This window comes from Asanoa sp. NPDC049573 (assembly GCF_040676615.1).
In the GTDB taxonomy this organism is placed as follows: Bacteria; Actinomycetota; Actinomycetes; order Mycobacteriales; family Micromonosporaceae; genus Asanoa.
Genome location: NZ_JBFAPI010000013.1, coordinates 129,384 through 148,919, shown reverse-complemented (window position 1 = coordinate 148,919; position 19,536 = coordinate 129,384). Strand labels below are relative to the sequence as shown.

The window sequence follows — 19,536 nt, the reverse complement described above, 5'->3', positions numbered from 1 at the left end:
GTTCTAACCGTTCTTGTCAGTGCCGTCCGGTTTGCCGGCGGGGCGGCGGCGGCGACCCGTCGGCGGGTCGAGGTCTTCGTCGTCCTTGAGGTGGTTGAGGTCCTTGAGGATCGGCTTCAGCAGGACCGCGTCGGTCTTCGAGGTCTTCTCGTGACTTTCTTCCGGCTCGCTCACGGTGGTCCTCCTCGGTTCGTGTCACCAGCGCCTACCCGCCTGACGGCCGGACATGCGTCGTGCCCGTCGGCCGCTACGAGCGGACGTGACGGCGGACGCGCGGAACTCCCGGTGGTCGTCGACGATCAACACGGTCCGCCGCACCCGTCGACGCTCGCACGGTCGACGCCGCCTTCCATTGTGGCCACCCGCAGGTGGGCCTAGCCTGGCCGCCATGATCGAGCAGATGTCGTGGTTGAACGAGCCCGCCGAGTGGTCGCTGGACGGCGCTGTGCTCTCCGCCGTTACGGAGCTCAGGACGGACTTCTGGCGGGAGACGTTCTACGGTTTCGTCAACGACAACGGGCACTTCTTCAAGCAGTCGGTGACCGGCGACTTCACGGCCGAGGCGGTCGTGTCGGCCGAGCACACGACGCTCTTCGACCAGGCCGGCATGATGGTGCGGGCCGACGAGCGCAACTGGCTCAAGAGCGGCCTGGAGGTGACCTCGGGCGCGGTGCAGGTCAGCACCGTGTTCACCCGCGGGTTCTCCGACCTGTCCATCGCGCCGGTCACACCGTCGACCGGCGAGGTCGCGATGCGGGTGACGCGCTTCGGCGAGGCGCTGGCCGTGCACTGCCGCGGTGGCGACGGAGGGTGGCAGTTGCTCCGCCTCGGTCACCTCGACCTGCCCGCGACGGTCGACGTCGGCGTCATGTGCTGCTCGCCGGAGCGGGCCGGGCTGCGGGCCACGTTCCGCAACTTCCGGGTCGGGCCGCCGATCTCGCGCGAGGGCCTCGAGTGAGGTGACCTACGACCGGCCGCGGGTCGCGCTGGCCTAGCATGTGGCGATGGCGATCGCCGGGGCCGGGCAACTGGCCAAGCTCGGGATCCGTCCTGGCGTTCGCTGGGACGTGGTCGGTGCTGACGGCGACTGGCGTTTCCAGGAGCAGCCCGCTGCCGGGGATCGTTCGGCCGCGGCGGCCGATGTCGTTCTCGCCTTCGCCCGTGACCTGGCCGACGTCGCTTCGGTGGTGTCGGCGCACGAGGGGCGGATCTTTCCGGCCGGGGCGCTCTGGGTGGCCTGGCCGCGGAAGGCCGCCGGCCACGCCAGCGAGGTCACCGAGAACGCCATCCGCGACGCGGCCCTGCCGCGCGGCCTGGTCGACGTGAAGGTCGCCGCCGTCGACCACGACTGGTCCGGGCTCAAGCTGGTCTGGCGCAAGGAACGCCGCGGCTGAATCAGGCGTGTTCGGCCTGGAGGCTTTCCGTCACCGGCCGGCGGCCGCCGAGGCGTGCGGGCAGCGCGGTCAGGGCGGCCACCACCAACACCGTCGCCGCGACCAGCGCCAGCAGTTGCCAGGCCGACGGGAAGGTGGCCCGGTCACTCTCGCCGCCGGTGATCGCGATGATGGCGTCGAACAGGCCCCAGCCGCCTGGGAATATGCCCAGGACGGCACCGGCCAGGGCCGGGAACACCTGTGCGGCGGCCAGGGCCAGGGTCACCTGGCGCGGCGTCGCGCCGAGGGCGCGGGCCAGGGCCGAGGCGTGCCGGTTGTCGAGCACGGTCGCCCAGGTGACGAAGACGGCGTTGACCGCGGCCAGGGAGAGCAGGACGACCATGACGACCAGGAGTACCTGGCGCAGCGAGTCGGTCTGTGCCCGGTCGTAGCCGCCGACGAACGGGTTGTCGCGCAGGTAGGTGTCGAGCATCAGGATCACGAACGTGCCGCTGACCGTGATCGCGATGCTGAGCACGCCGAGCACGACCCGGCGCGGCCGGCGGCCCGCGACCCGCAGGGCGAGCAGCAGCGGCACCGGCAACCGGGTGGACGCGGCGATCAGCCAACCGGTGCGGCGGGGCGGGCGGGCCGCGTCGGCCAGCGCGCTGACCGTGCTGGTGCGGGCGGCCCGCAGCGCCGGGGCGGCGGTGGCGACCACGGCGACCCCGAGCGCCACCGCGGTCACCAGGGCGATCGTGGGCCAGGTGAGCGACGGCGTGCCGGCGCCGCCGAGCAGGCCCGGGCCGGCCCGGGTGAGCAGCGGCGCGGTCAGCGCGCCGAGGGCCAGGCCGGCGGCGGCCGCGACGAGGGCGATCAGCACGTATTCGGCGAGCAGCACGGCGGCGACCAGGCCCGGCGTGCCGCCGACCGCCTTGAGCAGGCCGACCCGGCGCGTCTGGTCGGCCATCCGGCCGCCGACGAGCACCGCGAGGCTGGCCACCGCGAGCAGGCCGAGCAGCCACGCGCCGATCAGCAGCAGGATCCGGGCGTCGCCGGCCAGTTCGGTCGCGTCGGCGAGGACGTCCTGCCAGGGCTGGAGGCGCAGTCCGGGGTCTGTGGCCCCGAACGCCGCCGCCGCGGCCGGGTCGGCCAGCTTGAGGTTGACCGTGTAGGCCAGCGAATCCGGGTGCAGGCTGAGCAGGTCGGCCCGGGTGAGCCAGATCAGGCCGGGGTTGCGCAACACGTCCGGCGGCAGGTCGTCGGTCGGTGAGCCGTGTGCGCAGGGGACGAGGACGACACACGAACCGCCCGGGTAGGGCGCCACCGCGGCCGTGACCGCGAACCCGGCGACCACGAACGAGCGGCCGTCCACCGTGACCGGATCGCCGACCCGCACACCGAGGGAGTCGGCGAACGCCGCCTCGACGACGACGCCGCCCTCCCGGACCCAGCCACCCCGGACCACCGACGGCTGGTCGACGGAGGCGGGTGCGGCGTCGCGCCCGATCGCCTGCACGTCCGACCTCTGGAAGCTCGCCGGTGCGATCGGGAACGGTCCACTGTGGTCGATGACACCGGCCGCGCCGGTCAGGCGGTCGAGGTCGGTCGGCGTCGCCGAGCTGGCGACCAGGTCGGGGCCGTTGGTCGCGACCCTGGTCTCCTGGAACGGGTCGCTCGCCGAGTCGCGGAGCACCAGGCCGAGCGTCAGCGTCGTGGTGGCCGCCAGCACGGCGAGCAGCAGCAGCGCGGCCTCGCCGCGGCGGCGCCGCAGGTCGCGCACGGCGAGGCGGCTGACGAGCAGGATCCTGCCCATCGCCGTCAGCCGTCCAGCCCGACGAGGGTGCCGAGGTGGCCGGTGCTGCCGCCGGTCAGCCGGGTCTCGTCGACGAACGCGCCGTCGCGCATCGAGATCAGCCGGTCGGCGGTGGCCGCGATGCGGGCGTCGTGTGTGACGACGACCAGCGTCTGGCCGGCCTCGTGCAGGCTCTCGAAGAGCTGCAGCACGTCGAGGGTGGCGGCGCTGTCGAGACTGCCGGTCGGCTCGTCGGCGAGCACGACCGTGGGCTCGTTGATCAACGCACGGGCGACCGCGACCCGCTGGCGCTGGCCGCCGGAGAGCGCCGAGGGCAGGAAACGGGCCCGGTCGGCGAGCCCGACGCGGTCCAGCAACTCCACGGCCCGCCGCCGGGCGGCGCGCGGTGAGCTGCCGGCCAGCAGCGCCGCCAACTCGACGTTCTCCACCGCGGTGAGCTCTTCCATCAGGTGGAAGGCCTGGAAGACGAAGCCGACGGCGGTGCGCCGGACCCGGGCCAGGGCCTTCTCGCCCAGCTCGTCGATGCGGGCGCCGTCGAGCCAGACCTCGCCGCCCGAGGGCCGGTCGAGGCCGCCGAGCAGGTGCAGCAGCGTCGACTTGCCGCAGCCGCTGGGCCCCATCACGGCCACCGTCTCGCCGGCGGCCACGTCGAGGTCGATGCCGTCGACCGCGCGTACCAGACCGGTGCCCTTGCCGTGCTCCTTGTGCAGCCCCCGGGCCCGCAGCATGGTCACGATCCACTCCTTCGGTGTGTCCAGGTCCGCTCGCACGCTTCGAGCCAGCGCAGGTCGGCCTGCAGGCGCAGGACGACGCCCTCCAGCAGCAGGGCCGCGTTCGAGCCGGGCGGCTCGGCCATCGCGGCCCGCTGCGCCTCGCGCAGCCGGCGGAGCAACTCGCGGCGCTGGGTGTCGACGATGGTCAACGGGTCGGCGATCCCGGCCGCGGCGGCCGCGACCAGCTTGAGGTGGAACTCGGCGAGATCGGGTTTGGGCCAGCTGACCTCGGCGATCCACTCGGCGACCCGCTGCTGGCCCGCAGCCGTGAGCGCGTACACCTTGCGGTCGCGGTCGGCGCCCTCGGCCGCCAGCAGGCCGGCCTTCTCCAGCCGGGTCAGCGTGACGTAGACGTGCCCGGCGTTGAGCGCGTCGCCGAGCGGGCCGAGCGCGTCGCGGAGCCGGGCCCGCAGCTCGTAGCCGTGCGACGGCTCCTTGGCCAGCATGGCCAGCAACACTTCCTGCTGCATCGCACCCCCTCTAACCGTTAGCCCCTATAGCTAACGGTTAGCTGGTGGCGCTGTCAAATGTGGAGCGCCCGTCCGGGTGTTCTGTGGTGCAATGTGGAGACTGTGGACCCTCAACCGCGGCGCGTGCCGCCGGCCGACGAGTCCGTCGACGCGCTCGCGGACCGCCCGCTCGCGTTCTTCAACGCCCTGCTGACCGAGCACTTCGTCCTGGAGTCGGCGCGGGGGATCACCGTCAACGAGTCGAGCAGTCGCGCGTCGCTCTACCTGATGACGCTGTCCAGTTCGCTGGTCGCGTTCGGGTTCCTCGCCTCGACCCACTTCGCGCTGTACTTCCTCGCCGTCATCATCCCGGTCGTCTTCATCCTGGGCGTGTTCACGTACGAGCGGCTCGTGGAAACGTCGCTCGAGGACGTCGCGGCGCTGGTGTCGATACAGCGGATCCGTCGCTACTACGGCACACTGCTGCCCGGCGCGGACCGCTACTTCCCGGTGCCCACCGCCGAACGTGCGCCCAACGAGATGATCGATATCGGCCAGCGCGGCTACCGGCGCGGCGTATTCTTCACGATCTCATCGGCGATCGCCGTCATCAACTCGATCGTCGCCGGTTCGGGCGTCTCGCTGCTCGTCTACCAACCGACGAGGAGTATCGGCATCGCGATCGGGACCGGCGCCGCCACGGGCGCCGTGCTGATCGTTGCGCACGGCGCCTACCAGGAGCACCGCTACGGGCGCCACCGCGACATCATCAACGCGCAGCGGTAGCGCCAGGCATAGCAGTCAGAGCTAACGACGGGCGCTCCAGTGTGCGACGAGTTCGCCGCCCGCGGCGCGGTGTTCCCGCAGGTGGTCGAGCCACGACGGGCCCAGCTGGGTGAGCTCGACGAGGTTGCCGTCCGGGTCGTGGACTGCCGTGATCCACGACTCGGTGCCGAACTCGACCGGTGGGTAGCGCAGCTCGACACCCTGCGCGGTCAACCGGGTGACCAGCGCGTCCAGGTCGAACACCAGGAACGCGAGCTTGACACCGCCGCCGCCGGTCGGCTCGCCGGGATAGTCGTCGGCCGGGTGGATCGCGAAGTGCACGTCGCCCAGCTCGCAACCCCAGTGCGGCGCGGAGTCGCCGTGTCGCTCCTCGACCAGCGGCACGCCGAGCAGGTCGCGGTAGAAGTGGACCAGGCGATCCGGCTCCGCCGACACCACGATGAGCCCGGAGAGGAACCGCAGGTTCTCGGACATCGCCCATCCCCTCGTCGGCAAGCGACGGCATCCTATCGACCGGGCGGGGCACCCCGTTGGACCAGCGCGCCGAGCCCCGTGGCCCGCAGCGTCCGGGCGACCGTCGGGCTCGGCCCGACCAGGGCGAAGGACACACCACGAGACCGCGCCACGGTGTACGCGCGACCCAGCGCGGCCGCGCCCGCGGCGTCCAGCAGCGGCACCCGGCGCAGGTCGACCCGTACGCCCGTGCGGGCGTGCCGGCAACAGTGCGTCAACGCGGCCCGCAGCCGTTCGGCGTTGTCGGCGTCGACCTCGCCGCGCGGGGCCACCACCGTGACGCCACCCGCCGGGGCGACCTCGATCGCCAGGTCGCTCTCGTCGGAGCCCGGCCACGGCGGCGGCGTGTCGCTCAGCATCGCCTCGCGCAGCCAGCCCAGCGTGCGGGAGAGCAGCCGCGACACGTGCATCTGGGACAGGCCGGTTTCCGCCGCTATCTCGGCCTGCGTGCGGTCGCCGTAGAAGCGCAGCGTCAGGATCCGCCGCTCGCGGGCCGGCACCCGGGCGAGCAGGTCGCGGACGGTCAGCCGGTCGTCGACCAGGTCGAGTTCGCGGTCCGGCGCGCCGATCAGGTCGCCGAGGTCGCAGGCGCCGACGGCGACCGGGGCGTCGAGCGACCGGGCCACCTTCGCATCGCTGGCCAGCAGCGCCGTCGTCAGCTCCACGGTGGAGACCCCGAGCCGGGCCGCGACCTCGGCGCGGGTCGGCGGCCGGCTCAGCTCGGTGGTCAGGTCGTCGGTCGCCGCCCACAGCCGCAGGGTCAGCTCCTGCACCGGCCGGGGCACGTGGGCGTGCCAGCTCAGGTCGCGGAAGTGCCGCCGGAGCGCGCCACGGACCGTCACCACGGCGTACGCGGTGAACGAGCCTCGCTCGGGGTCGATCCGGTCGACGGCGTTGAGCAGCGCGAGCCGGGCGACCTGGCGCAGGTCGTCGTCGGGCACGCCGCGCCCCCGGTAGCGGCCGGCCAGCCGGTCGGCGAAGGGCACGAGCGCGGTGACGAACTCGTCCCGGTCCCGGCCACCGGACTCCTGGTAGCGCCGTGCCACCCCGTCCAACGAGCCGTCCGGCACGGACGTGCAACCCGGAGCGGACATCTGGACACCCCCAACCAACGTCACTTGTCGCGCGACAAGTATCACGCCGCGGTCGTCCACCCGCAGTGCGAGCGGGAGTTCGCGTCGGTTGTGGTGGGGTACCCGCGAGCTGGTCAAGCAGATCGTCGAGGCGCTGACCGTGCACACCTACATCGAGAACGAGTGCATGTATGCAGAGCTCGATGTCGCCGCGTCACCGAAGGGTCTCAAGAACGCGTTGAACGCACTGACCGCGTGAAACGGCGGGTTCGCCCGCCCGGGACGGGCGGGCGAACCTGACGACCGTCAGGGGCAGGGGGAGAACAGCCGGCGGGTGCCGGTCGTGTAGGCCGCCTTGTCGCTGAAGCGGCAGCCGAAGTCGGGTGCGGCGAGGGACCTCGGGTCGACCCGGTCGCCCGCCGGCCTGCGGTTGTGCCGGACCCAGCCGACCAGGTCGTCCCAGGCGGCGCCGGCCTCGCCCGGGCTGAACTCGCAGTGCTCGGTGGCCCGGACCGCCCGCTGCACCAGCAGCCGGCCACGGCCGTTGCGGTCCACGTCGGCCTTGTACTGCTGCTCGTTGACGAACGGCACGAACATGTCGCCGATCGTGTGCAGCGACAGCACCGGCACCCGCGGCCGGCCCTCGATCTTGGGCACCTGGGTGAGCCGGCCGGACAGCCGCTGGTAGAGGTCTTCCGGCGCGACCCGCTGGACCTCGCGGTTGACGTCGACCGGCGCGTTGGGCGAGTAGCGCGTGAACAGGTTGGTCGCGATCAGACCCGGGTCCTGCGCCGGCGTGTCCGTCGCGGCGCTCGGCGCGCCCAGCCCGAACACGAAGTCCTTCCAGTACGCGAACGACGCCGCCGCCGCCGGGCGCGGGCCGCCGGTCAGGTTGACGACGATGTCGCGGAACTGCCGGCCCAGCGCGTTGGCCGGCTCCGGCGCGAGCGGGTTGATCGTCGCGATGCCGAGTCGCTGCTGCGCCGCCGGCACCACGCTGGTCAGGTAGTCGGCGCCCGCCGGGTAGGTCTTCACGCCGCTGAGCGCCCCGGCGGTGAGTTGGAAGTCGAGGAAGTAGTCGATCAGGCGCTGGTCGCCCATGACGCCGCACATCGGCAGTGCGCCGTCGTACAGGCTCGGGTATTCCTCCAGGGCGCGGCCGATGATGTAGCCGCCCATCGAGACACCCGCGATGTAGGTGCGGTGTGGCCGGCGGACCGTCCGGCTGAAGTGGTCGGTCAGGTCCTTGGTGCTGAGCACGCCGGCGCGGATGTCGAAGCCGTTGCCGCTGTAGGAGGACGCCGCCCACGCGTACCCCTGGTCGAGAAGTCGTTGCCGCAGCCCGAAAGCGGGCGGGTCGACGGTCAGCACGGTGCCCTGGCCGCGGTAGCCGTGTGCCCACATCACCAGGTCGCCGTTCCAGCGGGCGGGTACCTCGATGATGTAGGCGGCGTGCGCGTGGGTGCCCTGCTTGACGGTGGTCGCCTGGCCGCCCGCGGTGGCCGGCGCCAGCGGCGGGTTGACGATCGTGTAGCCGGGAAGCGGTTGGTCGCCCGGTGTGCCTCCGGCGGCCGCCGCCGCCGCGGGCAGGGCGGTCGCCGCGGTGACGGCGGCGACCATGGACACCAGGACGCGGAACAGGAGGGTACGGCGCATCGTCGCGCTCCTCCCCGAGGGGTTGGGGAGTCGACGGTAGGCAGGCCGGCTGACGGGTGTCAATACTGCACTGCGAGTGCGAAAACCCCGTCCGCCCACGGCTGGGCGCCCGCTGCGCCTATCGTGGCCGTGAGGAGCCGGGATGTTGCTAGGGAGGCGCCGCGAGCGCGCCGTGTTCGACGAACTGTTGGACGCGGTCCGGTCGGGCGAGAGCCGGGCGCTGGTCGTCCGGGGCGAGCCGGGCATCGGCAAGTCCGCGTTGCTCGACCACGTGACCATGCGGGCGGCCGGCTGCCGGGTGCTCACCGCCGCCGGCGTCCAGTCGGAGATGGAACTCGCCTTCGCCGGCCTGCACCAGCTGTGCCTGCCCTTCACCGACCGTCTCGGCGGCCTCCCCGACCCGCAGCGGGCCGCCCTGGAAATCGCCATGGGCACGCGGGAGGGTCCGCCGCCGGACCGGTTCCGGGTGGGCCTCGCGGTGCTCAACCTGCTCGCCGAGGTGGCCACCGAGGCGCCGCTGGTCTGCGCCGTCGACGACGCCCTGTGGGTCGACCGGGCCTCGCTGCAGGCGCTCGCGTTCGCGGCCCGCCGGCTGCGCAACGAGTCGGTCGCGCTGGTGTTCGCCACCCGTGAGCCGGAGCCCGCCGAGCTGACCGGCCTGCCCACCCTCGATGTCACGGGCCTGGCCGACGAGGACGCCCGCGCCCTGCTGGGCACGGTGCTGCTCGGGCCGGTCGACGAACCGGTCCGCGACCGGATCATCGCCGAGGCCCGGGGCAACCCGCTGGCCCTGCTGGAACTCGCGCCCGCGCCGGACACTCCCGGCGAGGCACCCCTGCCGGCGCGGATGGAGGAGCACTACCGCCGCCGGCTCGCCGCGTTCGGCGCGCACACCCGGCTGCTCGTGCTCGTCGCGGCCGCCGACCCGACCGGCAACCCGGTGCTGCTCTGGCGGGCCGCCGAGCGGTTGATGATCCCGGCGAGCGTGCTGGCGCCGGCGGCGGCGGCCGGACTGATCGAGATCGGTCCGCGGGTGCGCTTCCGGCATCCGCTGGTCCGGTCGGCCATCTACGCCGCCGCACCCGGCGTCGACCGGCAGCGGGCGCACGCCGCGCTGGCCGAGGCGACCGACCGGGAGCAGGACCCGGACCGGTTCGCGTGGCACTGCGGGCAGGCCGTCGAAGGCCCCGACGACGAGATCGCCGAGCGACTGGAGCGCTCGGCCGGCCAGGCGATGGCGCGCGGCGGGCTGGCGGCCGCCGCCAGCTTCCTGCGCCGGTCGGCCGAGCTGACCGGTGATCCGGCACGCCAGGCCGGCCGCACCTTGAAGGCCGCCAAATGCAGCCTCGAGGCCGGCTCGCCGGACAGCGCCCTGGCCTTGATCGCATTGGCCGAGGCCGGCGCGCCGGACAAGGTCCGGCGGGCCCAGGCGGCGCTGCTGCGGGCCAGGGTGGCGTTCGTCCGCAACCGTGACGCGGCGGCCTCACCGCTGCTGCGGGCCGCCGCCGCCGACCTGGAGGAGATCGACCCGGAGCTGGCCCGGATCACCTACCTGGAATCCGTCTCGGCGGCCATGTTCGCCGGCACGCTTGGCGGTGACCAGTTGCGCGAGGCCGCCCTGGCCGCCCGCGCCGGCCCGCCGGCCCCGGACCCGCCGCGCGCGGCCGACCTGCTGCTGGACGGCCTGGCGCTGCGGTTCACCGAGGGCTACCCGGCCGCGCTGCCGCTCTTGCGCAGCGCGGTGGTGGCGTTCCGCGACGGGCCGTCGGTCGGCCCCGAGGCGGCGCGCTGGCTCTGGCTGGCCTGCACCACCTCCGCCCAGGTCTGGGACTTCGCCAGCTGGCAGCGGCTGGCCGGCAGGTTCGTCCGGCTGACCCGGGAGAACGGCGCGCTGGCCACCCTCCCGGTGGCGCTCAACGCGCGGATGGCCGCACACGTGCTCGCCGGCGACCTGACCGCCGCCGCGGAGCTGCTCGACCAGTTGCGGGCGGCGACCGACGCGACCACGGCCCGCCCGTTCGCGCCGCTCGGTGAGCTGTTGCTGGCCGCGTGGCGCGGTGCCGCCGCCGAGACGGAGGCGCTCGCCGAGGCGACGATCGCCGACGCACGCGGCCGCGGCGAGGGCGCCGGGCTGGTCGCCGTCGGCTGGGCCCGCGCAGTGCTGCACAACGGTCGCGGCGAGTACGCGGCCGCGGCCGACGCCGCCGCGAGCGAGGACCACGATCCGCCGGTGCTCGGCTTCCCGCCCTGGGGCATCCTGGCCGAGCTCGTCGAGGCGGCGACCCGGGCCGGCCGGCCGGAGCGTGCGGCGGCCGCGCTGGAGCGACTGGCGACGGCCACCACGGCCGCCGGCACCGCATGGGCCCGCGGCATCGAGGAGCGCAGCCGGGCGCTGACCGTCGATGGCCCGGCCGCCGAGGAGCACTACCGCGCCGCGATCGACCTGCTGGGCGACACCCCGCTGCGCGGCGAGCAGGCCCGGGCCCACCTGCTCTACGGCGAGTGGCTGCGCCGGGTCGGGCGCCGGGCCGACGCCCGCGAGCAGCTCCGGGTCGCGCACGCGGAGTTCGCCGACCGGGGCATGGGGGGCTTCGCCGAGCGGGCCGCCGGTGAGCTGGCGACCACCGGCGAAACCGCGCGCCGCGGCGCGGCGGCGCCCGGCGGGCGGCTCACCGCCCAGGAGGCGCAGATCGCACGGCTGGCCCGGGAGGGGCTGTCCAACGCGGAGATCGGCGAACGGCTGTTCCTGAGCCCGCGTACCGTCGAATGGCACCTCCACAAGATCTTCGCCAAGTTGCGCATCACCTCCCGGCGCGACCTGCGCCGCTGACGGGTGACGCCCGTTCGGGAACGCCACCGCCGGCCCGGCCCGTCGTTGTCCAGCCGAGCGGGCCCACTCGGTCCTGTGTGGACTGTGAGCGGGTGGGTGAGACATGGGTCGGGTGCGCGACTGGCTGGCCCGCTATGCCCCGGCCGAGGCCGCCGGCATCACCGGCGCGCTGCTCGCCGCGGCCGCCGTCGACTCGCCCGAGGCGGCCGCCGTCGCCGGGACGGTGGGCGAGACGGTCGGGTTCTACGCCACGATCCTCGTGCGCGACCTGCGCGCCGGCGGCCGGCCGGCCGCGGTGGTCCGCGACCTGGCCGTCGAGTTCGGCGCGGCCGAGGTGCTCGACACCCTGCTGGTCCGCCCGGCCGCGATGTATCTCGCGACCCGGGCCCTGGGCACCGCGACGGCCGGCGTCGTCGCCGGAAAGCTGGCCGCCGACGCGGTGTTCTACACGATCGCGATCATCGGGTACGAACTGCGCCGCCAGCGTGTCGCCGCATCGAAGGGCTTGACTGGTCCGCGACCACCTGGCTAGCGTCCATTCCCGACGTTGAATCTTCCACGGGGGAGGGCTCCACCATGTCGCTGCGCGCCAACGCCGTCCGGGTCGCCATTGTCGGTGCGGTCGCCGCCGCCGTCACCGGGATCGCCGCCGCGCCCTCGCAGGCCGGCATCTACACCTGGCAGCGCCAGGGCACCTACGCCAGCAACGCCGAGTGCGTCGCGGCCGGCACCGCGGCGGTCCGCACCAGCGAGGCTGACGCCTACCGGTGCAGCGGCGCCGCCGGCACCGATCTCTACCTGGGCTACATCTGGTAGCTTCCTCGCGCGTGACCGACTACCGCATCGTCAACCGGGCCAACTGGGACGAGCGGGCGCCGGCCCACGCCGCCTCGCCCGACTACGCGCTGGAGGCGTTCGCGGCCGACCCGGCGTTCCTCAGCCGCGACGTGCGCTTCGACCTGCCCCGCCTCGGTGACGTGCGCGGGCTGCGCGGGGTCCACCTGCAGTGCCACATCGGCACCGACACGATCTCGCTGTCGCGGCTCGGCGCCCGGATGACCGGCCTCGACTTCTCACCGGCGTCGGTGGCCGAGGCCCGCACGCTCGCGGCCAAGCTGGGTGACCCGACCGAGTTCGTCGAGGCCGACGTCTACTCCGCGGCCGACGTACTCCCGGAAGGGTCCTTCGATCTGGTCTTCACCGGGATCGGCGCGCTCTGCTGGCTGCCGTCGGTCGACCGGTGGGCGGCGGTGGTGGCCCGGTTGCTCCGGCCCGGCGGCCGGCTGTTCATCCGCGAGGGGCACCCGGTGCTCTGGTCGATCGACGACGCCCGCGACGACGGCGACGACCTGGTCATCCGCCATCCCTACTTCGAGACCGCCGACCCGCTCGTCTACGTCGAGGGCGGCACCTACGTCGAGACCGACGCCGTCTTCGCGGAGAACGAGACGCACAGCTGGAACCACGGCCTCGGCGAGATCGTCACCGCGTTGCTGGCCCACGGGTTGCGGCTGACCATGCTGGTGGAGCACGACAGCGCGCCCTGGGAGGGCCTGCCGGGCCGGATGGTGCGCGGCGACGACCTGGAATGGCGGTTGCCCGAGGGTCGCGCGCGGGTTCCGCTCACCTACACCCTCCAAGCGGTCAAGATGGGTGGGTGACCGACCTACCGCAGACGATGACCGCCTGGCAGGTGGTCGACCCGGGTCCGATCGCCAGCCACCCGTTGCGTCAGGCCGAACTGCCCGTGCCCGTGCCGGAGCCCGGTGAGGTGCTGCTCAAGGTCGAGGCGTGCGCGGTCTGTCGCACCGACCTGCACGTCGCCGAGGGTGACCTGCCGCCGCACCGCAGCCCGGTGGTGCCCGGGCACGAGATCGTCGGGAAGGTGGTCGCGCGGGGCTCGGCGGCGACGGCCTTCGAGATCGGCGACCGGGTCGGCGTGCCCTGGCTCCGGCACACCGACACCACCTGCGTCTACTGCCGGCGCGGCACCGAGAACCTGTGTCCGGCCTCGCGTTACACCGGGTGGGACGCCGACGGTGGCTATGCCGAGTACGCGGCCGCGCCCGAGGACTACGTCTACCCGCTGCCCGGCGACCGCGACCCGGTGGAACTGGCCCCGCTGCTCTGCGCCGGCATCATCGGCTATCGCGCGCTGCTGCGCGCGGACCTGCCGGCCGGCGGCGCGCTGGGCATCTACGGCTTCGGTGGCTCGGCACACCTGATCGCGCAGGTGGCCATCGCGCAGGGTGCGACCGTACACGTGATGACCCGGTCTCCGGCCGCGCAGCGGCTGGCCCTCGAACTCGGTGCGGCGTCGGCCGGCTTCGACCAGGATCGGCCGCCGGAGAAGCTGGCCGCGGCGATCCTGTTCGCGCCGGTCGGCACGCTGGTGCCGGTCGCCCTGGCCGCGCTCGACCGCGGTGGCACGCTGGCCGTCGCCGGCATCCACCTCAGCGACATCCCGACGCTCAACTACGAGCGGCACCTGTTCGAGGAGCGCACGCTGCGCAGCGTCACCGCCAACACCCGCGCCGACGGCCGGGCGTTCCTGGCCGAGGCGCTGGCCCGGCCGCCGAAGGTGCACGTGCGGCGCTATCCGTTGGCGGAGGCCGGCACCGCGCTGGCCGACCTGGCCGCGGACCGGGTCGACGGCGTCGCGGTGCTGCTGCCCTAGGCGAGCACCTCCTGGTAGACGGCCATCGTCCGCTCGGCGATCGACGCCCAGGAGAACGTCGTCACCGCCCGCTCGCGGCCGGCCGCGCCCATGCGGTGGGCCCTTTCCCGGTCGCCGAGTGCGGCGTTGATCGCGGCGGCCAGGTCGGCGACGAACCGATCGGGATCCAGCGGCGTGCCGGTGCCGTCGCCGGCCTGGTCGATCGGCACCAGCAGCCCGGTCACGCCGTCGTCGACCACCTCGGGGATGCCGCCGGTCGCGGTCGCGACGACCGCCGTCTCGCAGGCCATCGCCTCCAGGTTGACGATGCCCATCGGCTCGTAGATCGACGGGCAGACGAACACCGTGCTGTGCGTGAGCAGCTGGATGACGTCGGGCTTGGGCAGCATCTCCGGCACCCAGAAGATGCCCTCGTGCCGCTGCCGCAGCTCGTCGACCAGGTCGCGGACCTCGGCGGCGATCTCCGGGGTGTCGGGCGCGCCGGCCAGCAGCACGAGCTGCGCGTCGGCCGGCAGCTCGCGGGCCGCGCGGAGCAGGTAGGGCAGGCCCTTCTGGCGGGTGATCCGGCCGACGAAGATCGCTGTCGGGCGGGCCGGGTCGGCGCCGATCCGGGCCCAGACGCCGGTCTGCGGGTCGGGCCGGTACTGCACCGTGTCGATGCCGTTGTGGACCACGCGTACCCGGTCGGGATGCACGCCGGGGTAGGCGGTGAGCACGTCGCGGCGCATTCCCTCGGAGACCGCGATGACCGCGTCGGCGGCCTCGATCGCGGTGCGCTCGGCCCACGAGGACAGGCGATAGCCGCCGCCGAGCTGCTCGGCCTTCCACGGGCGCAGGGGTTCGAGGCTGTGCGTGGTGACCACGTGCGGCACGCCGTGCAGTAGCTTCGCGACGTGGCCGGCCAGGTTGGCGTACCAGGTGTGGCTGTGCACGACGTCGGTGCCCGCGGTGCCGGCCGCCATCTCGAGGTCGACGCCGAGCGTACGCAGCGCCGGGTTGGCGTCTTTGAGCCCCGGCGGGTCGGGATAGGCGGTCACCCCCGGCTCGGCGCGCGGCGCGCCGAACGCGTGCACCCGGACGTCGGCGAGTCGCCGCAGGTCACGGGCCAGATATTCCAGGTGTACGCCGGCGCCGCCGTAAACCTCGGGCGGGTACTCCCGGGTGAGGAGATCGACTCGAATCCTGTCCACACCGGAAACCATAGGCGGCAGCAACGGAAACTGCGTTGGGACGGGGTGCCCCTCCGCTGGTGCCCGGAGCCGAGGGTGGCTAGCGTCTGCTCATGGCACCCAAAGTCCTCGCGATGGTTCTCGCCGGTGGCGAGGGCAAGCGCCTGATGCCGCTCACCGCAGACCGGGCCAAACCGGGCGTCCCGTTCGGCGGCATCTACCGGATGATCGACTTCGTCCTCTCCAATCTGGCGAACGCCGGTTATCTGAAGATGGTCGTGCTGACCCAGTACAAGTCGCATTCGCTCGACCGGCACATCACCAAGACCTGGCGGATGTCCAACCTGCTGGGCAACTACGTGGCCCCGGTGCCGGCGCAGCAGCGGCTCGGTCCCCGTTGGTTCGCCGGCTCGGCCGACGCCATCTACCAGAGCCTCAACCTGATCCACGACGAGAAGCCCGAGTACGTGATCGTGTTCGGCGCCGACCACATCTACCGGATGGACCCGGCCCAGATGGTCGCCCAGCACATCGAGTCGGGCGCCGACGTGACGGTCGCCGGCATTCGGCAGCCGATCTCGATGGCCGACCAGTTCGGCGTCATCGAGGTGGCCGGCGACGGCCGCCGGATCCAGGCGTTCCGCGAGAAGCCGACCGACGCCCGCGGGCTGCCGGACTCGCCCGAGGAGATCTTCGCCTCGATGGGCAACTACGTGTTCCGGACCGACGCGCTGATCGACGCCGTGACCCGCGACGCGCAGAACCCGTCGAGCAAGCACGACATGGGCGGCAACATCATCCCGATGCTGGTCGAGAAGCAGAGCGCCAACGTGTACGACTTCGCCGACAACGTGGTGCCCGGCAGCACCGAGCGCGACCGCGGCTACTGGCGCGACGTGGGGACCCTCGACTCGTTCTACGAGGCGCACATGGACCTGATCGCGATCCACCCGGTGTTCAACCTCTACAACTTCGAGTGGCCGATCTACACCGACTACAACCCGTGGCCGCCGGCCAAGTTCGTGCACGGCTGGCAGGAGCGGGTCGGCCGGGCGGTCGGCTCGATGGTCTCGCCCGGCGCGGTGATCTCCGGGTCGCTGGTGGAGAACTCGGTGGTCTCGCCCAACGTCAAGGTCCACTCGTGGTCACACGTGTCCGGTTCGGTGCTGATGGAGGGCGTCGACATCGGCCGCCACGCGGTGGTCCGCAACGCGATCCTCGACAAGAACGTGGTCGTCCCGGAGGGCGCCGAGATCGGCGTCGACCTGGAGCGCGACCGCCGCCGTTTCACGGTCTCCGACAACGGCATCGTGGTGATCGGCAAGGGCCAGCGGGTCGACGCCTGACCGAACCCGACAACGGCGAACAATCCTCGTCCTCGACGCGACGGCGCGGGGGAGAGCCGACTACGGTGGAGATCATGGCTGAGGTCGATCCCGTGCCGCCCAAGACCGCCCCCGCCGAGGCGCCCCCGCCGCCGGCCGCGAACGCCGGCCGAACCCCGGCCAAGCCCGGCCCACCCGGTGGGCGAGCCGTCCCCAAGCCCCCGCCCGCCAAGCCCCAACCCATCCCGGCGCCCCTTGCGGCACAGCCCGGCCTTAGCGCCGCAGCGCCGGCCGCAGGCCCGGAGTCGACCGCGTCGTCGCGGGCCGTGGAGCCCGAGCCGAGCGCGGCGGCGACGACCGGGAAGCTTGAGGCGACCCCGGCGCTTCTTGCGGCGAAGCTTGGAGCGGCGCCGGCAGCGCCAACCGCGAAGGCGGAGCCCAGCCCGTCGGCTCTTGCCGCGAAGCCTGGAGGTACGTCGGCGGCGCCTCCCGCGAAGCCTGAGCCGACCGCTTTCGCGGCTGCCGCGACGCCGGAACCGGATCCCACGGCGGCCGAAAGCCCGGCGCCGGCCCCGGTCAACCCGGTGCCGACCCCGCCGGTGGCCAAGGCCGGCCCGGCGCAGCCGGGACCAGACCCCGCGGCGGCCGCCGCCGCGGCGAAAGCACCGGTCAACCCGGCCCCGACGCCTCCCGTGGCCAAGGCGGGTTCCGCGTGCCCGGACCAGCCCCCTTTGGCGCCCGAAAAGCCCGCCCCCGCCGCAGCCGAGTCCGTGCCGGTAACGCCGCAGCCAGGCGCGGCCGCGTCCGTGCCGGAAACGCCGCAGCCGAGCGAGGCCGCGTCCGTGCCGGAAACGCCGCAGCCAGGCGCGGCCGCGTCCGTAACGGAAACGCCGCAGCCGAGCGCGGCCGCGTCCGTGCCGGAAACGCCGCGGCCAAGCGCGGCCGGCCGCGCGGAACCGACGCCAGCACCCGCCGCGACCTCGACCGCGTCCGCGGAACCCGCTCCGGAAGACGGTGCCAAGTCTGCGCCGGCGGAGCCGGTGGCGGTGGCAGACGAAAAGCCGGTCGTTGCCGAGCCGGCCACGGCGCCGGCGCCGCCTACCGGACGCCAGGTGCCGGTCGAGCCCGACCCGGCCGACGGGCGGATCCCGATCGACGATGTCCGGCCGGTGGTGAGCGGCGGCAAGTACCCGGCCAAGGCGGTCGTCGGCGAGATCATCCCGGTCTCGGCCACCGTCTTCCGCGAGGGGCACGACGCGGTCGGGTGCAACGTGGTCTGGCGGGACGCCGACGGGACCGAGGGGCCGTTCACCCGGATGAACCCCGGCGCGCCCGGCACCGACCGCTGGCACGCCACCTTCACCCCGACCGCGGTCGGCGAGGGCGGCTTCGCGGTGGAGGCGTTCAGCGACCCTTACCTGACCTGGCGCGACGCCGTCGAGAAGAAGATCGCCGCCGGGCAGGATGTCACCGACCTGGCCAACGACCTGGTCGAGGGTGCCGCTCTCCTCGACCGCGCGGCCGACGGCGTGCCCGACGACCAGCGGGCGCGGGTGACCAAGGCGGCCGAGGCGCTGCGCGCCGAGGACCTCGCGCTCGGCATCAGGGTCTCGCCGGCGCTCGGGCTGGCCGACCTGCTCTGGGACCACCCGGTGCGGGAACTCGTGAGCCGCGGCGACACGTACCCCGTCTGGGTCGATCGTAAGAAGGCCCTGTTCTCGGCCTGGTACGAGTTCTTCCCGCGCTCCGAGGGCGCCGTGGTCGGCGACGGGCACAGCCGGCAGGGCACCTTCGAGACCGCGCAGGCGCGGATTCCGGGCGTGGCCAGGATGGGCTTCGACGTGCTCTACCTGCCGCCGATCCATCCGATCGGCCGGGTCAACCGCAAGGGAAAGAACAACGCCCTCGTGGCCGAGGACGGTGACGTCGGCTCGCCGTGGGCGATCGGGGCCGAGGAGGGCGGGCACGACGCCATCCACCCGCGGCTGGGCACGCTCGACGAGTTCCGGGGCTTCATCGCCAAGGCCGCCGAGCACGGGCTCGAGGTCGCGATGGATCTCGCTCTGCAGTGCGCGCCGGATCACCCCTGGGTCACCGAGCACCCCGAGTGGTTCACCACGCGGGCCGACGGGACGATCGCCTACGCGGAGAACCCGCCGAAGAAATACCAGGACATCTACCCGTTGAACTTCGACAACGATCCGGAGGGGATCCGCCAGGAGATCCGGCGGGTCGTCCTGTACTGGGTCGGGCAAGGCGTCAAGATCTTCAGAGTGGACAATCCGCACACCAAGCCGGTCAACTTCTGGCACTGGCTGATCGCGGAGGTCAAGGCCGTCGAACCCGACGTGCTGTTCCTCGCCGAGGCGTTCACCCGGCCAGCGATGATGAACGGGCTCGGCAAGATCGGCTTCAGCCAGTCCTACACCTACTTCACCTGGCGTACGTCGGCCTGGGAGATGCGGGAGTACTGCGAGCAACTGGTCGCGGCGGCCGACCACATGCGGCCGAACTTCTGGCCCAACACGCCCGACATCCTGCACGAGACGCTGCAGCACGGCGGCCCGCCGATGTTCAAGATCCGCGCGGTGCTGGCCAGCATGTTGATGCCGTCGTGGGGTGTCTACGCCGGCTACGAGCTGTTCGAGCACGTGGCCCGGCCGGGCGCCGAGGAATACCTCGACAACGAGAAGTTCGAGTTGCGCCCGCGCGACTGGGCGGGCGCCGAGGCCGCGGGCCGCTCGCTGGCCGGGTTCCTGGGCCGGCTCAACGCCATCCGCCGCGACAACCAGGCCCTGCACTGGCTGCGCAACCTGCGGTTCCACGACATCGACAACCCGGCGCTGCTGTGCTGGTCGAAACGCGACCCGCGGGTCGACAACACCGTTCTGGTCATCTGCTCGTTCGATTCGAGCGGGACGCAGTGGGGAAACACCACACTGGACATGCCGGCGCTGGGCCTGGACTGGCACGAACGGTTCGTGGCGACCGACCAGCTCACCGGGGCCACGTACGACTGGGGCCAGCGCAACGCGGTCCGGCTCGACCCGTTCCTCGAGCCGGCGCACATCCTCTCGGTGCGACCGCGTCGGTGAG

General features: G+C 73.1%; 19 protein-coding genes. 11 read left to right on the top strand and 8 right to left on the bottom strand.

Annotated elements, in window-relative coordinates; all coding sequences use genetic code 11:
- Positions 1 to 3: 3 nt before the first annotated feature.
- On the bottom strand, positions 4 to 174 hold the full coding sequence (locus AB0J74_RS26660) for a hypothetical protein (protein WP_363452529.1): 171 nt from the start codon (positions 172 to 174) through the stop codon (positions 4 to 6).
- Positions 175 to 388: 214 nt separating this feature from the next.
- Between AB0J74_RS26660 and AB0J74_RS26655 the strand changes: the two genes are divergently transcribed.
- Together AB0J74_RS26655 and AB0J74_RS26650 are read left to right on the top strand one after the other, a co-directional pair.
- A complete protein-coding gene (locus AB0J74_RS26655; RefSeq protein ID WP_363452527.1) occupies positions 389 to 958 on the top strand; it encodes a DUF1349 domain-containing protein in 570 nt (189 codons plus the stop codon).
- Positions 959 to 1,004: 46 nt separating this feature from the next.
- The gene (locus AB0J74_RS26650; protein ID WP_363452525.1) at positions 1,005 to 1,394 is read left to right on the top strand and encodes a DUF3052 family protein; all 390 of its coding nucleotides are present in this window, start codon (positions 1,005 to 1,007) and stop codon (positions 1,392 to 1,394) included.
- Between the two features lies 1 nt (position 1,395).
- On the opposite strand, the gene AB0J74_RS26645 is transcribed toward AB0J74_RS26650, so the two are convergent.
- From AB0J74_RS26645 to AB0J74_RS26635, 3 genes are read right to left on the bottom strand one after another with little or no spacing between them, the layout of a single operon-like run.
- The gene (locus tag AB0J74_RS26645; protein ID WP_363452523.1) at positions 1,396 to 3,189 is read right to left on the bottom strand and encodes an FtsX-like permease family protein; all 1,794 of its coding nucleotides are present in this window, start codon (positions 3,187 to 3,189) and stop codon (positions 1,396 to 1,398) included.
- A gap of 5 nt (positions 3,190 to 3,194) precedes the next feature.
- Positions 3,195 to 3,917: an ABC transporter ATP-binding protein gene (locus AB0J74_RS26640; RefSeq protein ID WP_363452718.1), complete on the bottom strand. Its 723-nt coding sequence runs from the start codon at positions 3,915 to 3,917 to the stop codon at positions 3,195 to 3,197.
- A gap of 2 nt (positions 3,918 to 3,919) precedes the next feature.
- Positions 3,920 to 4,432 carry a PadR family transcriptional regulator gene (locus AB0J74_RS26635; protein ID WP_363452521.1) on the bottom strand — a complete coding sequence of 171 codons (513 nt, stop codon included), beginning with the start codon at positions 4,430 to 4,432 and terminating at the stop codon, positions 3,920 to 3,922.
- Between the two features lie 102 nt (positions 4,433 to 4,534).
- Here AB0J74_RS26635 and AB0J74_RS26630 point away from each other — a divergent pair, with 102 nt between their 5' ends.
- Entirely contained in the window at positions 4,535 to 5,197 is a 663-nt protein-coding gene (locus tag AB0J74_RS26630; RefSeq protein ID WP_363452519.1) for a hypothetical protein, read from the top strand.
- 21 nt (positions 5,198 to 5,218) lie between these two features.
- Here AB0J74_RS26630 and AB0J74_RS26625 read toward each other — a convergent pair whose 3' ends face one another.
- The gene (locus tag AB0J74_RS26625; RefSeq protein ID WP_363452517.1) at positions 5,219 to 5,671 is read right to left on the bottom strand and encodes a VOC family protein; all 453 of its coding nucleotides are present in this window, start codon (positions 5,669 to 5,671) and stop codon (positions 5,219 to 5,221) included.
- 32 nt (positions 5,672 to 5,703) lie between these two features.
- Positions 5,704 to 6,804 carry a sigma-70 family RNA polymerase sigma factor gene (locus AB0J74_RS26620; protein WP_363452515.1) on the bottom strand — a complete coding sequence of 367 codons (1,101 nt, stop codon included), beginning with the start codon at positions 6,802 to 6,804 and terminating at the stop codon, positions 5,704 to 5,706.
- 88 nt (positions 6,805 to 6,892) lie between these two features.
- Here AB0J74_RS26620 and AB0J74_RS26615 point away from each other — a divergent pair, with 88 nt between their 5' ends.
- The gene (locus AB0J74_RS26615) at positions 6,893 to 7,042 is read left to right on the top strand and encodes a hypothetical protein (RefSeq protein ID WP_363452513.1); all 150 of its coding nucleotides are present in this window, start codon (positions 6,893 to 6,895) and stop codon (positions 7,040 to 7,042) included.
- Between the two features lie 47 nt (positions 7,043 to 7,089).
- Here AB0J74_RS26615 and AB0J74_RS26610 read toward each other — a convergent pair whose 3' ends face one another.
- Positions 7,090 to 8,439, bottom strand: coding sequence for a hypothetical protein (locus AB0J74_RS26610; RefSeq protein WP_363452512.1), 1,350 nt, complete (start codon positions 8,437 to 8,439; stop codon positions 7,090 to 7,092).
- 142 nt (positions 8,440 to 8,581) lie between these two features.
- On the opposite strand from AB0J74_RS26610, the gene AB0J74_RS26605 reads away from it, so the two are divergent.
- From AB0J74_RS26605 to AB0J74_RS26585, 5 genes are all read left to right on the top strand, one after another.
- Positions 8,582 to 11,269, top strand: a complete 2,688-nt coding sequence (locus AB0J74_RS26605) for an AAA family ATPase (RefSeq protein ID WP_363452510.1) — start codon at positions 8,582 to 8,584, stop codon at positions 11,267 to 11,269.
- A 103-nt stretch (positions 11,270 to 11,372) separates the two neighbouring features.
- Complete coding sequence (locus AB0J74_RS26600) at positions 11,373 to 11,801, top strand: hypothetical protein (protein WP_363452508.1); 429 nt, start codon at positions 11,373 to 11,375, stop codon at positions 11,799 to 11,801.
- Between the two features lie 44 nt (positions 11,802 to 11,845).
- Complete coding sequence (locus AB0J74_RS26595; protein WP_363452506.1) at positions 11,846 to 12,085, top strand: hypothetical protein; 240 nt, start codon at positions 11,846 to 11,848, stop codon at positions 12,083 to 12,085.
- A gap of 11 nt (positions 12,086 to 12,096) precedes the next feature.
- The gene (locus tag AB0J74_RS26590) at positions 12,097 to 12,930 is read left to right on the top strand and encodes a class I SAM-dependent methyltransferase (protein WP_363452504.1); all 834 of its coding nucleotides are present in this window, start codon (positions 12,097 to 12,099) and stop codon (positions 12,928 to 12,930) included.
- Positions 12,927 to 13,946, top strand: coding sequence for a zinc-dependent alcohol dehydrogenase family protein (locus AB0J74_RS26585; RefSeq protein ID WP_363452502.1), 1,020 nt, complete (start codon positions 12,927 to 12,929; stop codon positions 13,944 to 13,946). Before AB0J74_RS26590 ends, AB0J74_RS26585 begins: the two co-directional genes overlap by 4 nt.
- On the opposite strand, the gene glgA is transcribed toward AB0J74_RS26585, so the two are convergent.
- Positions 13,943 to 15,136, bottom strand: a complete 1,194-nt coding sequence (glgA, locus tag AB0J74_RS26580; protein ID WP_363452500.1) for a glycogen synthase — start codon at positions 15,134 to 15,136, stop codon at positions 13,943 to 13,945. The two genes, AB0J74_RS26585 and glgA, sit on opposite strands and share 4 nt — an antisense overlap.
- A 92-nt stretch (positions 15,137 to 15,228) precedes the next feature.
- Between glgA and glgC the strand changes: the two genes are divergently transcribed.
- Positions 15,229 to 16,461 (top strand): glucose-1-phosphate adenylyltransferase, encoded by a 1,233-nt coding sequence (glgC, locus tag AB0J74_RS26575; RefSeq protein WP_363452498.1) that lies wholly within the window; start codon positions 15,229 to 15,231, stop codon positions 16,459 to 16,461.
- Between the two features lie 1,091 nt (positions 16,462 to 17,552).
- Positions 17,553 to 19,535 carry an alpha-1,4-glucan--maltose-1-phosphate maltosyltransferase gene (locus AB0J74_RS26570; protein ID WP_363452716.1) on the top strand — a complete coding sequence of 661 codons (1,983 nt, stop codon included), beginning with the start codon at positions 17,553 to 17,555 and terminating at the stop codon, positions 19,533 to 19,535.
- Position 19,536: the final 1 nt, after the last annotated feature.

Excerpts from the sequence above, each read along its gene's own strand:
- AB0J74_RS26655 (WP_363452527.1), top strand. The coding sequence starts at position 389 with ATGATCGAGCAGATGTCGTGGTTGAACGAGCCCGCCGAGTGGTCGCTG.
- AB0J74_RS26650 (WP_363452525.1), top strand. The coding sequence starts at position 1,005 with ATGGCGATCGCCGGGGCCGGGCAACTGGCCAAGCTCGGGATCCGTCCT.
- AB0J74_RS26645 (WP_363452523.1), bottom strand. The coding sequence starts at position 3,189 with ATGGGCAGGATCCTGCTCGTCAGCCGCCTCGCCGTGCGCGACCTGCGG.
- AB0J74_RS26640 (WP_363452718.1), bottom strand. The coding sequence starts at position 3,917 with ATGCTGCGGGCCCGGGGGCTGCACAAGGAGCACGGCAAGGGCACCGGT.
- AB0J74_RS26635 (WP_363452521.1), bottom strand. The coding sequence starts at position 4,432 with ATGCAGCAGGAAGTGTTGCTGGCCATGCTGGCCAAGGAGCCGTCGCAC.
- AB0J74_RS26625 (WP_363452517.1), bottom strand. The coding sequence starts at position 5,671 with ATGTCCGAGAACCTGCGGTTCCTCTCCGGGCTCATCGTGGTGTCGGCG.
- AB0J74_RS26620 (WP_363452515.1), bottom strand. The coding sequence starts at position 6,804 with ATGTCCGCTCCGGGTTGCACGTCCGTGCCGGACGGCTCGTTGGACGGG.
- AB0J74_RS26610 (WP_363452512.1), bottom strand. The coding sequence starts at position 8,439 with ATGCGCCGTACCCTCCTGTTCCGCGTCCTGGTGTCCATGGTCGCCGCC.
- AB0J74_RS26605 (WP_363452510.1), top strand. The coding sequence starts at position 8,582 with ATGTTGCTAGGGAGGCGCCGCGAGCGCGCCGTGTTCGACGAACTGTTG.
- AB0J74_RS26600 (WP_363452508.1), top strand. The coding sequence starts at position 11,373 with ATGGGTCGGGTGCGCGACTGGCTGGCCCGCTATGCCCCGGCCGAGGCC.
- AB0J74_RS26595 (WP_363452506.1), top strand. The coding sequence starts at position 11,846 with ATGTCGCTGCGCGCCAACGCCGTCCGGGTCGCCATTGTCGGTGCGGTC.
- glgC (WP_363452498.1), top strand. The coding sequence starts at position 15,229 with ATGGCACCCAAAGTCCTCGCGATGGTTCTCGCCGGTGGCGAGGGCAAG.